This is a genomic window from Streptomyces telluris (assembly GCF_024519335.1).
GTDB lineage: Bacteria > Actinomycetota > Actinomycetes > Streptomycetales > Streptomycetaceae > Streptomyces > Streptomyces telluris.
In genome coordinates, this window is the sequence record NZ_JANIID010000010.1 from 62484 (window position 1) to 77316 (window position 14833).

A 14833-nucleotide genomic window follows, 5' to 3' on the forward strand; every position below is an offset into this window, starting at 1 on the left:
ATCCGGTGCATCCGGTATGTCCGGCGGGTCGAGGGTGCCCGCGGAGCCCGGCGGGGCTTCCGCGGAGGCCGGCCGGAGCGGCGAGCCGCGGGGTGCCAACCTCCGCATGGTCGCGCTGGCGAGCGCCGTGGCGCTGGCCGTAGTGCTGCCGCTGGCCGCCGCCACCGCCGGCCCCGTGGGTCTGCCGGGCCCGGAGCCGGCGCGGGGCGAGCGCCCCGGGAAGCACCCGGGGGCGGGCGAGGGGCTGCGGGGCGAGTCGGCAGGGCTGGGCGGCCCGGGCAAGAACTTCGGCAAGGACCTCGGCCGGGGCCTCGGCCCGGACCTCGGGGAGGACTTGGGCGAAGGCCTCGGCGCGGGAGGGCGCACGGGCCCGGGCGCCGGCCGGGACGGGGTCCGCGGCGGGCGGGGCGCGGACGGCGCCTGGCCCGCGGCCTCGCCGCCGCTGACGGGCTCCGCCGGGTCGGCGGTCTCGGCGTCCGCCCGCTGCGGCCCCGAACTCACCTCGCCCGAAGGCGTGGAGGCTCAGACATGCGTTCTGGAACAGGGGAACGAGACCTGGGCCCGTACGTACTACCGCAACGCGACAGGCGCCCCTCTGCGGGCCGTTCTGACCCTCATGGGCCCCGGCGGCCGGACCGTCCAGGTGCACTGCCGTACGACCGCTTCCGACGACCCCGACGGGTGCGAGACGCCGCGCGCGCGGACGGTCCGGGCGGGGAGCGGGGAGGCGGCGCGGAGCGGGAAGGCCGCCGGGGACGGAAAGGCGGCCGGGGGAGACCTCGGCGGGGACCCGTACGAGGCGGTCGCGGAGATCGCTTCGGCGGAAGGGGAGCTGCTGCTGCGCTCGGGGAGCAACTCGGCGGAGGACCGGGAGGATTAGCCCGGCGGGCCCCCGGCGCGGGCCGTGCGGGCGGCATGCGCCCCGGCGGCCGTCTCGGCGTCGGCTTCGGTGCCGGCCTCGGCTCCGGCTCCGGCCTCGGCTCCGGCCTCGGCGTTTCCGGGCATGGAAACGCCCGGTCGCTGGCGACGGGGGATGCACCAGCGACCGGGCTCCTAGAACCGTAACAAGAGATCGGCCGTTCGCAAATTCGATCGTGGATTTCCGGACGCGTATTTCCGGGCTGACAGCGGGAGTTGTGACAGGAGTCACGTAAATGGCGGCCGATTAGCCGCCGGAATCAACTACTCCGCCGCTTGGAATCCAACAGTCCGCCCCCGGGATCCACTACGTCGGGCCGCTCCGGAGGCGGACCGGCCTCAGTTCAGGGTGATCTGACGGCTGGTGAGGCCGCTGCGCGCCCGCCGCTCGTCGGGCGTCAGGGGAGAGGCGTCGGCGAGTGCCGTGGCCAGCCGCTCCGCGAAGGCCGCGGCCGGCTTCTCGGTGTCCTCCGCGCGCATGTCGCTCGGCAGGTCCCAGACGGGCACGGTGAGGCCGTGCGCCCGGAACGACCCGACCAGGCGGGTGCCTTCGCCCAGCGAGGAGGTCCCCGCGGCGTGCAGCCGGGCCAGAGCGTCCAGAAGCTGCTCCTCGGGGTGGGTCATGACCCAGCGGAGGTGATTCTTCTCGGGGGTCTCGCACCAGTACGCGGCCTCGACGCCGGAGAGGCGGGCCGTGGGGATGGCGGCGGCGTTGGCCCGGTCCAGGGAGGCGGCGACCTCACCCGTCGCGTTCTCGGCGTTCTCGACCCAGAACTCGAAGCCCGTGTGGACCTCCGGCTCGAACGGAGCCTTCGGGTCCAGCAGGTCCTGCAGGCGCGGCCCGTCGGCGTCGGTGCGGCCGGCGGTCACCGGGGTGCCCGGGGCGGCTTCGAGCGCGCGCCGCAGGGTGTCGGCGAGGTCGCGGCTGAGGTCGCCGGAGGCGGTGTCGTTCTGCAGGCCCAGGAGCACGGCGCCGTTGTCGCGGCGCAGGGCGGGCCAGGCCATCGGCAGCACGGTGGCCAGCGTCACCGACGGCACGCCCTCCGGCAGCCCGTCCTTGAGGGTGAGCTCGACGGTCGCCGCGGGGACCAGCTCGCGCAGCGCGACCCAGTCCGCCTCGCCGGGCAGGCCCTCGAAGGGCCGCTGGACGAGCTCGGTGGCCGCCTGCACGGCCGCGCGGCCGTGGCAGGCCTTGTAACGCCGGCCCGAACCGCACGGGCAGGACTCGCGGGCACCGACGACGGGGATCGGACCGTCGACGGCCTGCGGCGATGAGGCCTTGGTCTGGGGCCCCTTGGTCTGGGGGCGGCGCTTCTTGGCCATGGCGTGCGTGTCTCCCGATCGGTGCAGGTGCGTGCGTACGGCGCGGCGGGCACGGTGGCGTGCGTACGGGACTGCGTACGACACGGTGCGTACGACGCGGCGCGTACGGCTCGTACGGGCGCGAGCCTAGCGCTCGCCGCCGCGGCCGGAACGGGCACGCGCGCGGGGCGTCGGGAGGATCGGGAGAGGATCGGGAGGAGAGGACGGCAGGAGGACGGCAGGAGGGCGGCAGGAAGGCACGCGGGAGGTGTGCGGGGAGCATGGACAGAAGCGTGCGGGGAGGCGGTCGGCCGGAGGGTCGGCGGCCGGTGGCGGGGTGCCGCTCTCCGCGGAGCCTTCCCTGGCGGGCGCTCCGGGTACGGGGCCCACCGGCCGTGCACGGGCGTGTTCTGCTCGTCGTTCTGTTGGTTCGTCGTTCTCTTGGCTCGTCGGTTCGTCGGTCCGTCGGCTCGTACGGGCTCTCGCGGCGCTTCCCGGACCGCTCCCGACACTTTGACGTCGGTGTCTCGCGGCAGGATCTACGCGCGTCACGCCACCGTCATGTCAGTTCGTCGATATCTGCGAATGCGGGTCTGGGTCCTGCGGCGACGCGCGTAGCGAAGCTGTCGTGCACCGAGAGCGCGGCCCAGACGGTCACCTCGCCCGATGCGTCACGGACGCCCCAGTCCTGGGAGAGGGCGCTGATGATGTTCAGCCCGCGGCCTCCGCGGGCGGTCACCGAAGGTGTGGCCGGAACCGGGCGGGTCGGGCCTCCGCCGTCCGTCACCTCGACCGTGAGCCGGCCGTGGGCGTCCACTCTCCATGCGGCACGTATTCCCCCGTCCTTGTCCCCCTCTTCTCCGTCTCTGCGACCGTCGCCCTCCGGGCTCAGCGGGCGTCCGTGCCGGTACGCATTGCTGAGCAGCTCCGAAAGGATCAGTACGGCGTCGTCGATGACCGAATCCGGTACCCCGATGATGCGCAGATCCTTGCGCATCCGGTGTCTTGCCTGGCCCACACCGGTTGGACCATGGGGTACGGCCATGATCGACGACGTGGGCACCTCCTGTGCCACCACCAACGCCACCCCCGAGACCTCCTTTGCCCCACGTCAGGGGATGGATGCCCCAATGGACTGGACCGGAAACCGGCCATCCGAGACCCGCCGGGGGCACTCGACCGGCTCGAACACACACCGAACGCGCCGGTGCACTCCTTGTAATGGGGCTGCGGTGTGCGCACGGCCCGGCGGAGCTACGGCTACGACCGGCCGAGCTGGGTGAGCACCCGCTTGGGCCGGTTCGTGATCAGCGCGTCCACGCCGAGGCGCGCGCAGAGCTCGACGTCCTCCGGCTCGTTCACCGTCCAGACGTGCACCTCGTTGCCCGCGTCGTGCAGCCGGGCCACGTAGCCGGGGTCCTTGCGGATGATGCGGATGCTCGGGCCGGCGATGCGGACGCCCGCGGGCAGCCGCCCGTCGCGGTGGCGGGGCGAGAGGAACTGCATCAGGTAGACGGTCGGCAGTGCCGGGGCGGCCAGCTGGACGCGGTGCAGGGAGCGGGCGGAGAAGCTCATGACCCGGACCGGCGAGGGGCCGCCGTCGGCGGGCGGTCCGGCGAGTCCGAAGCGGCCCAGGAGTTCCAGCAGCTTCTGCTCCACCTGGCCCGCCCAGCGGGTCGGGTGCTTGGTCTCGATGGCGAGCTCCACGCGCCGCCCCGCGTCGGCCACGAGCTCCAGCAGCCGCTCCAGGGTGAGCACGGACGTCGCGTCGAGGTCCGGGGCCTCCCTGTCGGAGACGTCGGCCTTCCAGGAGCCGAAGTCGAGGGTGGCCAGATCGGCGAGCTCCAGGGAGGAGACGGCGCCGCGGCCGTTGGAGGTGCGGTTGACGCGACGGTCGTGCACGCAGACGAGGTGGCCGTCGGCGGTGAGCCGCACGTCGCACTCGAGCGCGTCGGCGCCGTCCTCGATCGCCTTGCGGTACGCGGCCAGGGTGTGTTCCGGAGCGTCCTCGGAGGCTCCGCGGTGGGCGACGACGGAGAGCGGGTGCCGCTCGGGGCGGAGGTCCCGGGCCGGGTGCGCATAGGTCACCGCGTTATCGTGCCATCGCCCGGCACCATCGTGCATGCGGTCCCTTTTGATATGGAGTGCCCGGAGCGCAGCGTTGCCGCCGTGGGGGCACAGGGTCCGCTTACGGTGGTCTGACGTGCGGTGGGAAAAGCTTGTACCGGGCTGGTCGTGGGCGGCGGGAAGAACGCCGGCGGCGTGGATCCCGCGGATGACGTGGACACCACACCGCGCATGGCGTAGGCACCATGTAGGAACTGATGTGGCACCTGATGAGGAGAGAGCTGTGAGCACCGAGAACGAGGGCGCCGCCGTCGCGCCTGCGGAGGGCGTTCCGGATGTTCCGGGCGGCTCGTCGGGCATTTCGATGGAGAAGGGCGACGGCGCGGCGGCGGCCGGGGCCGCGGTGACGGGTGCGGACGCGGACGCGGCCGGGGCGCAGGCCCGTACGGAGACGCCTGCGGCCGCTGGTGCCCCTGACGCCCCCGTGGTTCCTGCTGCCCCTGTCGACCCTGCTTCCGGTGCCGCTCCGGCTGCGCCGGCTGCTCCGGTCGCTCCGCCCCAGGCTCCGGTGCCGCCCGTGGCCCCGCCGCAGCCGGGTTACGGGCAGCAGCAGCCGGGCGCGCAGGGCCAGGGCGCGGGCGGTTGGTACGACGCACAGGCCCAGCAGGCCCAGCAGGCCCAGCAGCAGGCTCAGCACCACCAGCAGCCGCCGCAGGCGCCGCAGGCGCAGCCCCAGGCGGGGCCGTACCCGTACGGCGCGCCGGCGGGCGGCGGCCCGGTGGGCCCGACCGGGGTGTGGGCCGGCGGCCCCGAGGCGTACCCGCCCGCCCGCAAGCGCGGCGGCGGGCTCGTGGCGATGGTGCTGGCGGCGACCCTGGTCGCGGGCGGCGTCGGCGGCGGGATCGGCTACTGGGCGGCCAGCCGTGGCGACGGCGGCAGCTCGACGACCATCTCGTCGTCCGGCGACCCGAAGACCGAGAGCCGCGCCCCCGGTTCCGTCTCGGACATCGCCAACAAGGCGCTGCCGAGCGTCGTCACCATCGAGGCGCAGAGCGGCGGCGGCGAGGGCGGCACGGGCACCGGCTTCGTCTACGACACCGAGGGCCACATCCTCACCAACAACCACGTCGTCGCTTCGGCCGCACAGGGCGGCGGCAAGCTCATGGCCACCTTCTCGGACGGCAAGCAGTACGACGCCGAGGTCGTGGGTCGTGCGCAGGGTTACGACGTCGCCGTCATCAAGCTGAAGAACCCTTCCGGCGCGAAGCTCAACCCCCTCCCGCTGGGGAACTCGGACCGGACGGCGGTGGGTGACGCCACGATCGCGATCGGCGCGCCCTTCGGGCTGTCCGGCACGGTCACCACGGGCATCGTCAGCGCCAAGAAGCGCCCGGTGGCCTCCAGCGACGGCGGCGGCATGGGCAAGGCCTCGTACATGAGCGCCCTCCAGACGGACGCGTCGATCAACCCGGGCAACTCCGGCGGCCCGCTCCTCAACGCCCAGGGCGCGGTCATCGGCATCAACTCCGCCATCCAGTCCGCGAACAACGGCGGCGGCTTCGGCGGCGGCCAGCAGCAGGCCGGCAGCATCGGCCTCGGCTTCGCCATCCCGATCAACCAGGCCAGGAACGTCGCCGACCAGCTCATCAAGGCCGGCAAGCCGGTCTACCCGGTCATCTCCGCCTCGGTGAACATGAAGGACGCCGGCGCGGGCGCCAAGATCGCCCCCACCGGCGACAACAACAGCCCGGCCGTGACCCCGGGCGGCCCGGCCGACAAGGCCGGTCTCAAGCCGGGCGACGTCATCACCAAGCTCGACGACACCGCCATCGACAGCGGCCCCACTCTCATCAGCGAGATCTGGACCCACAAGCCGGGCGACAAGGTGAAGGTGACCTACACCCGCGACGGCAAGCAGTCCACGGCAGAGATCACATTGGGCGAACGCAAGGGCGACAACTGAAGCGATAGGCCGGCTCCCGCGCCGCCGAGCACTGGCGGTGCGGGGAGAGTTGCCCGAGCGGCCCAAGGGAACGGTCTTGAAAACCGCAGTGGCGGCAACGTCACCGTGGGTTCGAATCCCACAGTCTCCGCCTTGTAAGCATTAGTGCAGGTCAGAAGGGGTGTCCCGGAATGGGGCACCCTTTTCGTTTTGGTGACGTGTCTCACTTCGTACTGCCGGTATCCCGGATTTGATCAGCCTGCGCGGACCAGGCGCGGACCACATTCGGGGCCGCTGTGGTGTGACGGTACGCAAGCGCTTGTCTGCTGGGTCGCCCCGGTCATGTCTACGCGAGCCCCCTGAGCCGACCGGCCAGGCTGGCCATGGGAGGCCGCGAGGGTGACGGGTGATCGATAGAAAGTCGTCACACGTACCGGTAATCACACATAACTACTTCGGGTCGCTCCCGGTTACAGGGGTGTCGCTCTCGGGCGGTCCGGGGGTGATCGACGGCTGGAGGTCGAGTGGTCATGAAGAAGCTTTCCGGTGTTGTTGGGCTCGTTGCTGCCGTGGGGGGTCTTGCCGGTGTGCTGGGGCTGGCCGCGTCGGGTACGGCTGTGGCGGACACGAGCGTCTGCTCGGACACCGTTCCAGCGCACACGAACGGCAACCCGGCCAACGATGTCCCGCAGCAGTTCAACAAGTTGACTGGCACCCTCCTGGACACCGGGACGTGCACCGCAGTACAGGCGAACTCCGGGCTCAACGGAGCCGACAACGACAGCAACGGCGGATGAGGTAGTCCACGCCGACGTGCACGGGCTGCGGCGACCGGGGCGTGGTGCTGTGGCCATGGCATCGATCCAAGGAGCAGAAACATGTCCACATCCCGAGTTGAAGCAGCCGTTGGGCAGCGCCGGTCCAGGCGGGTGGCAGCCCTGTCCGCTGCGGTGTTGCTCGTGTCGGCCGTCCCGGTTCTGACCGTGCCCGCGGCGCAGGCAGCATCGAAGGCGCCTGAGCCGTTCACGATCTTCAAGAAGGACACCAAGTTCACGGTCCCGAAGGGGGTCACGCAGATCACCGCCTTCGTATGGGGGGCCGGAGCCGGTGGCGGAGGCGGTGGCGGAGGCGGCGGTGGCGGAAGGGGACAGGCTGAGGCCGACCCGAGCAGGGGCGGTGGTGGCGGCGGTTCCGGCGGGGTGGGCGGAGGAGGCAGCGGTGGGGCCTTCGTTCGGTGTGTCCTGAAAGTCAAGCCACACCAGGTTCTCGCCATCAAGGTAGGCAAGGGCGGCAAGGGCGGGAGCCCTGGCAATGGCGGTCCACAGGGCGGACGCCACGTGAACACCTCTGCGCACACATACCGTTTTGAGGAAAACGGGGGCGATGGTGCCGCTGGCGCTCAGGGTAAGCCAGGCGGACGCAGCAGCGTCGGCAGCCTTGTTTGGGCCGACGGTGGCAGGGGGCCCGGCGCAGGCGGTATTGGCGGCTTCGGCGGAAGGTCTGGTGAAGACGGCGGGGCAGGTGGCGCCGGCGGGCGGGGAGGGGCACCAGCCGGGGCCGACAGGGCGTCTTTGGGCACCAAGTGCAGCACCACGAACGGAACGTACATGGCTGCCCTGGGCAAGACCGGAAACGCGGGAGCTGCGGGTGCACAAGGAACGCGCGCAGCGGTGCGCAACGGTGGCGGGCAGAGAGGGAAGGGAGGAGCCCGGCAGCTGTCCGGCGGCGACGGTGGCCGGGGCTATGCGCTGTACCCGAACCTGGCCCCGTTCGACTTCACTTTCGGCAGCGGCGGGAAAGGGGCGCTCTCGGGCGGGGGCGGCGTCGGCGGCCATGGTGGGAGCTCCGACTCTCGACAAGGTAGCAACGGAGCCCCAGGCTTCGGTGGCTCGACGGGCGACTCGGGGGGTAGCGGCGCCGTCATCCTCGACTGGTAGTCATCCGTCCCGCATTCCCGTTCAGGAAATGGGGGCGTGAGTCTGGTCTGTCCCACGCAGCAGTGCAGTCCACCGTTTGCTGGGCGGTGGACTGCACGTGGTTGGGCTGCGGTGTGTCGGGTTCAGATGGGAGAGCGGATGTCGTCGGTCAGGGCGCGTTCGAGGCGGGCGTTGTCTTCGTGGCGATGGCCGTTGATGATCTTGTTGTAGAAGCGGTGGAGTACAGCGATGCTGTGGCCTGCGCGACGGGCGACTTCTGCGGGTGCGACACCGGACTTCAGCCAGAGGGAGATGCCTGCGCGGCGGGCCGAGTAGGCGGTTTCGGCGAGTGGGGTGTCGAACTGGTGAGAGGTGAGGACGACGCGGCGGGCGGCGGTCCAGATCTCCCCGTATTCCTTGGTGAGGACGAGTCCTCCGCGGGCGGCGCGGAAGAGTCGGCCGTCGGGGGCGGTGCCGAATTCTTCGATGTGTCTGCGGAGCATGCGCACGAGGATGGGCGGGATGGGAACCGTGCGAGTGGCGTTGCGGGCGCGTCTCTTCAGCCCGCGGGAGTCGAAGGATTCCCCGGTGTTGGTCCACGCGGACCCGATACGGGCGGTGCTCTTGGCGAAGACGAGTTCACCCCATCCCTCGTCGGGAAGGGTGCAGTCGGGCAGGGCCAGTGAGACGACTTCGGCGGGGCGGGCTCCGGCGTAGTAGATGCAGCCGAAGAATGCCCGCAGGTGCCGGCCGCGGGCGCCTTGATCGGCGACGGCTTCGAGGAGTTGGCGGGTGAGCTGGGGGCCGGGGACGTAGCGGAAGTCGATCTCGTCATCGACCTCCGGCGCCGACCAGTCGATCTTGCCGAGCGGGACGGCGTCGAGGCGGTCGAGTTCGACGGCGTAGCGGAGGGCGTTGCTGAAGACGGGGATCTTGCGGTTGACGGTGTTCGGCGCGGCCGGGGTGCCGTCCATCTTCAGCGACAGAGCCCGGAGCGCGGAGCGGAGGACAACAGGGGTGTCGAGGTCGGTGACCTGGAGGGACTTGCGGGCGATCCAGTCGAGTGCGTGGGCGATGTGCTCGGGCGGTGTCTCCAGGTCGGTACGGCGCTGCCATCTGCCGTCCTCGTCCTTGACGAGTCGAAAGGCCCACGCGTACAGGGCAGTTCGTAGGGCGTGCGCGGTGGGGGCGCCGCGTTCGTCCTTGACGAGGGTAGGGGTGACGGTGGCGAGGGATTCGGCGATGCTGGCGCGGTGCTTGGCCGATACGGTCGGCCACTTCATCTCGACGTAGTCCCGGGCGTGGGCGTACCAGGTGGGGCTGTTCAGGGCGCGGAGTTCGGAGTCCGGCAGGCCGGTGACAGTGTCGAAGGGCTCGCGGTTGCGGAGGGCTGCCATCAGCTCCGCTAGCCGGCCTTCCGCCTGGCTCTTGAGCCGGTAGCTCTTCGAGTGTTCTTCGGGGCCGACGACCCAGCGGAGCTGATAGGGCTTGGCCCGGCCGTCGCGCTGACGGATGGCCCAGAACTTCACGTCGTAGGTCAGCACGCGAAGTCCTCCTCACACTGAACGAACCAGGCGTCGAGGTCGGCGCGGCGAACGCGTATCTGCCCGTTGGGGAGCTTGAGGCACTTGGGTGCCTTGCCGCGGGCGCGCATGCGGTGGAAGGCGGCGCGGGACATGCGGATCTCTTCGAGGACTTCGGGGAGGGTCAAGGCGGGGGTTCGGGTCGTGCTCACTGCCAGGGCTCCCCTTCGGTAGTGGCGCGGCGTGATCACCGTGCATTCGAAGGCCTCCCCCGGGCGGTTCGTGGGTGCCGGGGAGCCGCGGGCAGTGCCGGGTCTGGCCGGGTGGCGGTGGTCCTGGTGGTGGGGCAGCTCGAAGCCCGTCACACCGGACGGCCGGTGGAGGGCGGGCAGGCTGTTCAGAGTTTCTGTACTTGTTCAAGGCGGACCGCTGACGCGGTCCGCGCGCGCTGGCGGCCCGCGGCCGCCGCCCGCTCCTGTCTCCGCCCCGCTACACGGCGGCCGCCAGCCGCTCAGCGCGCATGACCGCTGTCGCACACCGCCCGGAACAGCACCAGCACCCCGACCGCCGGCCAGCACTCCGCGACCACCAGCAGTGAAGGGTTCGAGCAGCCCCACCACCAGGACCACGCCCCCGGCCCGACCAGGCTCCGCCCGAGGCTCACGGCGCCCGCGAACGCCCGTGGTGGGCCAGGTGCTCTGTGGTGCAGAACGCTTCGCGTGCGGCGCCGTGTTCGTCTGCGGGAGGTGTAGCAGCACCAGCGCCGCTGACCCGTGGACGGCTCAGGCCGTGACGAGGGAAAAGACATTGGCATAGTGGCTGATGCCGGGAAGTGGCTCAGGTGCACACATGGCGGACGACCGCCCGGCTGCCCCGCCGTCGTGGCTGACTGTCTGTGGCATAGGAGACCATTGCGCGGCCAGTCTTGGCTCCCCTGCTGTGCGTTGCCGACTACGGAGTCCGAGGCGGGGCACCACGGCACCTTGACGGGGCCGGTTGGCCGGGCCATCGTCTGTGCAACCAGACGCAACCGAGTAGGCAGGGGTCAAGGTCATGGCTCTACTGTTCTTCGGCAAGGACCCGAACACCAACGGCGATGACTGCCCCACGGTGTGGGTGGACGGCGAGACCGCCGACCTCGTGTTCCAGGGCTGGAAGGCCGACGGCGAGACCGAAGACGAGTGTCGTACGGTGGGCCACATCCCCGACACGGAAGCAGTGATCCGGATTCCGGCACGTATGGTGCCGCTGATCAGGAAGGCGTGCGATGAGGCCGAACAGCGTTCCGGCGTTCAGTGACCTGGTCAAGGAGTGCCACCGGTCGGCCGTTCACCTGGAGCTGCGGGATGCGTACAGCGTCGCCTCAGAGGCTGACGACTTCGCGGAGTGGCAAGCCTGCGGACGGATCACGCCCGAGTCGGTGAAGCGCCGTCGCTCCTGGCTCGATCTGGTGCGAAGCACGGTCGCGCGCGGTGTGGAGGTGCGTCGAGCCCGCGTGGTCTCTCTGCCTGCCAGTGAGTACATCCGCTACGAGCACGCCGGCACCTACCTGAACGTTGAGGCCGGGGAGAAGGTCCGTTGGCTGCCCAGAAGGCACGCGGCCACGCTCGCCCTTCCCGGCGCGGACTTCTGGCTGCTCGATGACCGACTGATTCGCTTCGGGCACTTCAGCGGTGAGGGCGCCTCAGCGGGGCACGAACTGTGCGACGACCCGGCAGTGGTCAAACTGTGCGCTGAGGCGTTTGACGCGGTCTGGCAGCGTGCCACGCCTCACGAGGAGTTTGCCGTCTAACGGCGTTAGTAGACGAGCCGGCTCATGCCCAAATACCAGTCATCGAGCGTCGAAGCAGCGCGCAAGGCAGTGGCGGCGAAGCTGCGTGAGGTCCGTCTCGACGCTGGGCTGACAGGGCATGAGCTGGCCGTACGCTGCGGGTGGAACAAGTCCAAGTCCTCACGCGTCGAGAACGCGCGGACGCCCCCGTCCGACGCGGATATCCGGGCATGGTGCGCGGCATGTGACGCCGATGGCCAGGCGGCGGACATCATTGCGGCGTCGCGGACTGCCGACTCCATGTATCTGGAGTGGAAGCGACTGCAGCGCACCGGCCTGCGGCGATTGCAGGAATCACGCATCCCGCTCTATGAGCGTACGAAGCTGCACCGAGGCTACGCGTCACACGTCGTACCCGGCTTGTTCCAGACGCCCGCGTACGCGTCCGCACTGCTCTCGGTCATCCGCCGATTCCACGGCACACCGGACGACACTGCCGAAGCTGTCGACGCCCGTATGGCTCGGGCGCGCGTCCTCCAGGAGGCGGGACACCGATTCACTCTGCTGATCGAGGAGTCGGTATTGAGGTACCAGATCGGCGATGCCGAGACGATGGCCGGCCAGTTGGGACACCTGCTGTCGGTCATGTCGCTCCCCGCTGTCTCCGTCGGGATCATTCCGTTCACGGCCCAGGGCCGCGGCATGTGGACCCTGGAAGGCTTCAACATCTTTGATGACGAGCGGGTCCACGTAGAGCTGCTGACGGCCCAGGTGACCGTCACTGCGCCGGGTGAGGTCGCGATGTACGTCAAGGCGTTCTCAGAGCTGCGGAACCTTGCCGTGTACGGGACGCCGGCCCGAGTTGTGGTGACAGCAGCACTCGACTCCCTCCGGTGAAGAACTCGCGTGCAACAACGTAGAACTCACTGGATGGTCGGACTTTCGTGCTCCTAGCGTGTCGCCATTCGGACGACGCGAGGAGCGGGGATGAGCACTCGTAGGACGACCATGTCATCGGCCCCTCATCTGGGATTGCCGACCTTTGCGCCGCCGGACCCGGTCCCCGGTTGCGGTGAGTGCACGAGATTGGCGTCCACCCGGTTGGACGCCCGGACGGCAGGTGACTACACGACCGTCACGGACTGCGACATCCGGATGCGCAGGCACGCGGAGGGTCACCAGTGAGCCGAGTCTTTCGATCGAGCCGTACACGATCACACAGGACGAGGCGGTGTGTCCGGAGTACACCGCCGAGTGCGTGGCCGGTGACGAGGACGAGTGCGGCGCGCACTCCGGCCGCTTTGTCGACCGCGGGACTGTCGAAGGGTGGATGTTCGAGCACACTCGGGACACGGGACACCAGCCGTTCCGGCGGACCTTCACCGATTACGCCGACATCGACCAGGACCAGGAGCAGAGCCGTGACCGCGGCGAGCGGGCCACGGGGGTCACGGTCGCCCACGGGTTCCCCGTCACGGCCTACGTACTGATCATGGATCGTCTGGGGCGAATGTTGCTGGTGCACCCGGCGAAGGCCGGCGGGCCGTGGCATCTGCCGGGCGGGATCGTTGAACCGGGGGAATCGCCCCTCGACGCCGTCCGGCGGGAAGTCCGTGAAGAACTCGGCCTTACCTTCGATGCCCACTCCTGGCAGTTCCTCGCCGTCGAGTGGCTGCAGGCCACCCGCCCGGGGCGGCGTGACCGGCTGTCGTTCCTCTTCACCGGGCCTCGCCTGTACTCCGGCGACGAGGGCCGCATCGTCCTCCAGCGCGAGGAGCTCGACGCGTGGCGCTGGGAGTACACCGGCTCCGCACTCGAACTGCTCCACCCCCGACTCTCCGCACGCGTCGCACGAGCCCCTGCGTACGCATCGTGCCCACCCTGCCAGTTACCTGGAAGCAAGGAACGAGGAGGCCACACCATGACCGACTTCCCCGCACGCACCCTACGGATCGGCACCCGCAGTTCCCCGATGGCGCTCGCCCAGGTCGAGCAGGTCTCTGCCCTGCTGCGCAAGCATGAGCCGGAGCTGAGCATCGACGTGGTGCCGGTGACGACGGAGGCCGACAAGTGGCAGGGCGATCTCGCCCAGCTCGGCGGTAAGGGCCTGTACGTCAAAGAGATCGACACCATGCTGCAGCGCGGTGATGTCGACATGGCGGTGCACTGCGTGAAGGACGTGCCCGGGGACCGGCCCCTGCCGCAGGGGCTGATCTTCGCCGCCTACCTGCTCCGGGACGACGTGCGGGACGTCCTGCTCTTTCCTGAGGGCTCCGAGCGGCAGACCCTGGACGACCTTCCGCCGGGCGCCATCGTGGCCACCTCTGCCGTGCGGCGGAAGGCGCAGATCAACCGGGTACGACCCGACCTCAGCGTCGTACGGGTCCGCGGCGCGGTCGGCTCGCGGGTCGAGAAGCTCGACGGCAAGCGGAAGGTGGACGCCAAGCTCGACGCGATGGTCCTCGCCACCTCCGGCCTGGAGCGACTAGGGATCGCTCACCGCGGGCGGCAGGTCTTCAGCGTGGACGAGATGCTGCCCGCGGTCGGCGCAGGCACGCTCGGGCTGGAATGTCGGCGGGACGATGCGGCCGTGGCGGCGCTGCTGGCCCGGCTCAACGACGAGCGGACCATGACCGAGATCACCGCCGAGCGCGTCATGCTGCACGGCCTGCGTGGGCACTGCAACAGTCCCATCGCCGGTCACTGCATCACCGACCCTGATGGACAGCTGTCCTTGCGCGGCATGGTCTTCTCCCGCGACGGGTCCAAGTTCGTCCACGCCCACATCTGGGGCGAGAGCGACAACGACCCCGCCACCCTCGGCACCCGCGTCTGCGCCGAACTCCTCCGGCAGGGGGCCCGCGACATCATCGAGGGCATCCCGCACTGACTGTAGACCGCCGGCGAACGCGCACTGCCCCGTACCGCTCACATTCCAGCAGGAAGGAGTACGTGCAGATGGGTAAGAAGGAGTTCGAGAACGCGGGGGAGCCCTGGGACCCGCAGGCCAACCAGGATCAGGCGACCGATCCCGACACCCGTGTCTCGCAGAACGGCGACATGCACAGCTCGGCGGCCGACGACAAGGACCGGGAAGGGCGATGAAGCGGGGCGAGGACCTGATTCAGGATCTGAGAGCGCAGGGCTTCATGCGGTGCGAGACCACCCAGGACGGGAAGGCTGTGGTCATGCGCAAGCGCGACCGGTGGACCGTCGTCCCCCTGCGGTGGCTGACTGATGAGGCCGTGGACACGATCAAGGCTCAAGCCGGGATCAGCCTCGTCTGAGAAGACCCACGCTGACGGAATGGCCGCTCGCGGACCAGGCGCGGACCACCGCCCCCGTTCGAACGGCTCAGACGGTAGGCTGTCCCCGCATCGTTCCAGGTGAGTCG

General features: G+C 70.2%; 14 protein-coding genes, 1 tRNA gene and 2 pseudogenes. 11 read left to right on the top strand and 6 right to left on the bottom strand.

Annotation, left to right across the window (positions count from 1 at the left end; genetic code table 11):
• Positions 1-106 precede the first annotated feature (106 nt).
• The gene (locus tag NQU55_RS13835; RefSeq protein ID WP_168093392.1) at positions 107-880 is read left to right on the top strand and encodes a hypothetical protein; all 774 of its coding nucleotides are present in this window, start codon (positions 107-109) and stop codon (positions 878-880) included.
• On the opposite strand, the gene NQU55_RS13840 is transcribed toward NQU55_RS13835, so the two are convergent.
• From NQU55_RS13840 to NQU55_RS13855, 4 genes and pseudogenes are all read right to left on the bottom strand, one after another.
• Positions 877-1005, bottom strand: coding sequence for a hypothetical protein (locus NQU55_RS13840; protein ID WP_256790617.1), 129 nt, complete (start codon positions 1003-1005; stop codon positions 877-879). The two genes, NQU55_RS13835 and NQU55_RS13840, sit on opposite strands and share 4 nt — an antisense overlap.
• Positions 1006-1257: 252 nt before the next feature.
• Entirely contained in the window at positions 1258-2241 is a 984-nt protein-coding gene (locus NQU55_RS13845) for a DUF5926 family protein (RefSeq protein ID WP_168093393.1), read from the bottom strand.
• Between the two features lie 538 nt (positions 2242-2779).
• Positions 2780-3412 (bottom strand): annotated as a pseudogene (locus NQU55_RS13850) (ATP-binding protein).
• A gap of 68 nt (positions 3413-3480) precedes the next feature.
• Positions 3481-4308: a glycerophosphodiester phosphodiesterase gene (locus NQU55_RS13855; protein ID WP_256790618.1), complete on the bottom strand. Its 828-nt coding sequence runs from the start codon at positions 4306-4308 to the stop codon at positions 3481-3483.
• A 262-nt stretch (positions 4309-4570) separates the two neighbouring features.
• On the opposite strand from NQU55_RS13855, the gene NQU55_RS13860 reads away from it, so the two are divergent.
• The 3 genes from NQU55_RS13860 (at position 4571) to NQU55_RS13870 (ending at position 7026) form a co-directional block, all read left to right on the top strand.
• On the top strand, positions 4571-6250 hold the full coding sequence (locus NQU55_RS13860) for a S1C family serine protease (RefSeq protein ID WP_372504715.1): 1680 nt from the start codon (positions 4571-4573) through the stop codon (positions 6248-6250).
• A 43-nt stretch (positions 6251-6293) separates the two neighbouring features.
• Positions 6294-6380, top strand: a tRNA-Ser gene (locus tag NQU55_RS13865).
• A 379-nt stretch (positions 6381-6759) separates the two neighbouring features.
• A complete protein-coding gene (locus tag NQU55_RS13870) occupies positions 6760-7026 on the top strand; it encodes a hypothetical protein (protein ID WP_168093390.1) in 267 nt (88 codons plus the stop codon).
• A 1262-nt stretch (positions 7027-8288) separates the two neighbouring features.
• On the opposite strand, the gene NQU55_RS13875 is transcribed toward NQU55_RS13870, so the two are convergent.
• Together NQU55_RS13875 and NQU55_RS13880 are read right to left on the bottom strand one after the other, a co-directional pair.
• A complete protein-coding gene (locus NQU55_RS13875) occupies positions 8289-9689 on the bottom strand; it encodes a tyrosine-type recombinase/integrase (protein ID WP_168093395.1) in 1401 nt (466 codons plus the stop codon).
• Positions 9683-9880, bottom strand: coding sequence for a helix-turn-helix transcriptional regulator (locus NQU55_RS13880; RefSeq protein WP_256790619.1), 198 nt, complete (start codon positions 9878-9880; stop codon positions 9683-9685). The genes NQU55_RS13875 and NQU55_RS13880 overlap by 7 nt, the downstream gene beginning before the upstream one ends.
• A gap of 841 nt (positions 9881-10721) precedes the next feature.
• Here NQU55_RS13880 and NQU55_RS13885 point away from each other — a divergent pair.
• The 7 genes and pseudogenes from NQU55_RS13885 to NQU55_RS13915 all read left to right on the top strand — a co-directional run bounded on the left by NQU55_RS13885 (position 10722) and on the right by NQU55_RS13915 (position 14726).
• The gene (locus NQU55_RS13885) at positions 10722-10967 is read left to right on the top strand and encodes a hypothetical protein (RefSeq protein WP_168093396.1); all 246 of its coding nucleotides are present in this window, start codon (positions 10722-10724) and stop codon (positions 10965-10967) included.
• Complete coding sequence (locus NQU55_RS13890) at positions 10936-11460, top strand: DUF6879 family protein (RefSeq protein ID WP_168093397.1); 525 nt, start codon at positions 10936-10938, stop codon at positions 11458-11460. Before NQU55_RS13885 ends, NQU55_RS13890 begins: the two co-directional genes overlap by 32 nt.
• 24 nt (positions 11461-11484) lie before the next feature.
• Positions 11485-12336 carry a helix-turn-helix domain-containing protein gene (locus NQU55_RS13895; protein WP_168093398.1) on the top strand — a complete coding sequence of 284 codons (852 nt, stop codon included), beginning with the start codon at positions 11485-11487 and terminating at the stop codon, positions 12334-12336.
• 223 nt (positions 12337-12559) lie between these two features.
• Positions 12560-13222, top strand: a pseudogene (locus NQU55_RS13900) (NUDIX domain-containing protein); the annotation flags it as partial.
• Positions 13223-13360: 138 nt separating this feature from the next.
• Positions 13361-14329: a hydroxymethylbilane synthase gene (gene hemC / locus NQU55_RS13905; protein WP_256790641.1), complete on the top strand. Its 969-nt coding sequence runs from the start codon at positions 13361-13363 to the stop codon at positions 14327-14329.
• A gap of 68 nt (positions 14330-14397) precedes the next feature.
• Complete coding sequence (locus NQU55_RS13910; protein WP_168094569.1) at positions 14398-14544, top strand: hypothetical protein; 147 nt, start codon at positions 14398-14400, stop codon at positions 14542-14544.
• Positions 14541-14726: a hypothetical protein gene (locus tag NQU55_RS13915; protein WP_106680798.1), complete on the top strand. Its 186-nt coding sequence runs from the start codon at positions 14541-14543 to the stop codon at positions 14724-14726. Before NQU55_RS13910 ends, NQU55_RS13915 begins: the two co-directional genes overlap by 4 nt.
• Positions 14727-14833 lie beyond the last annotated feature (107 nt).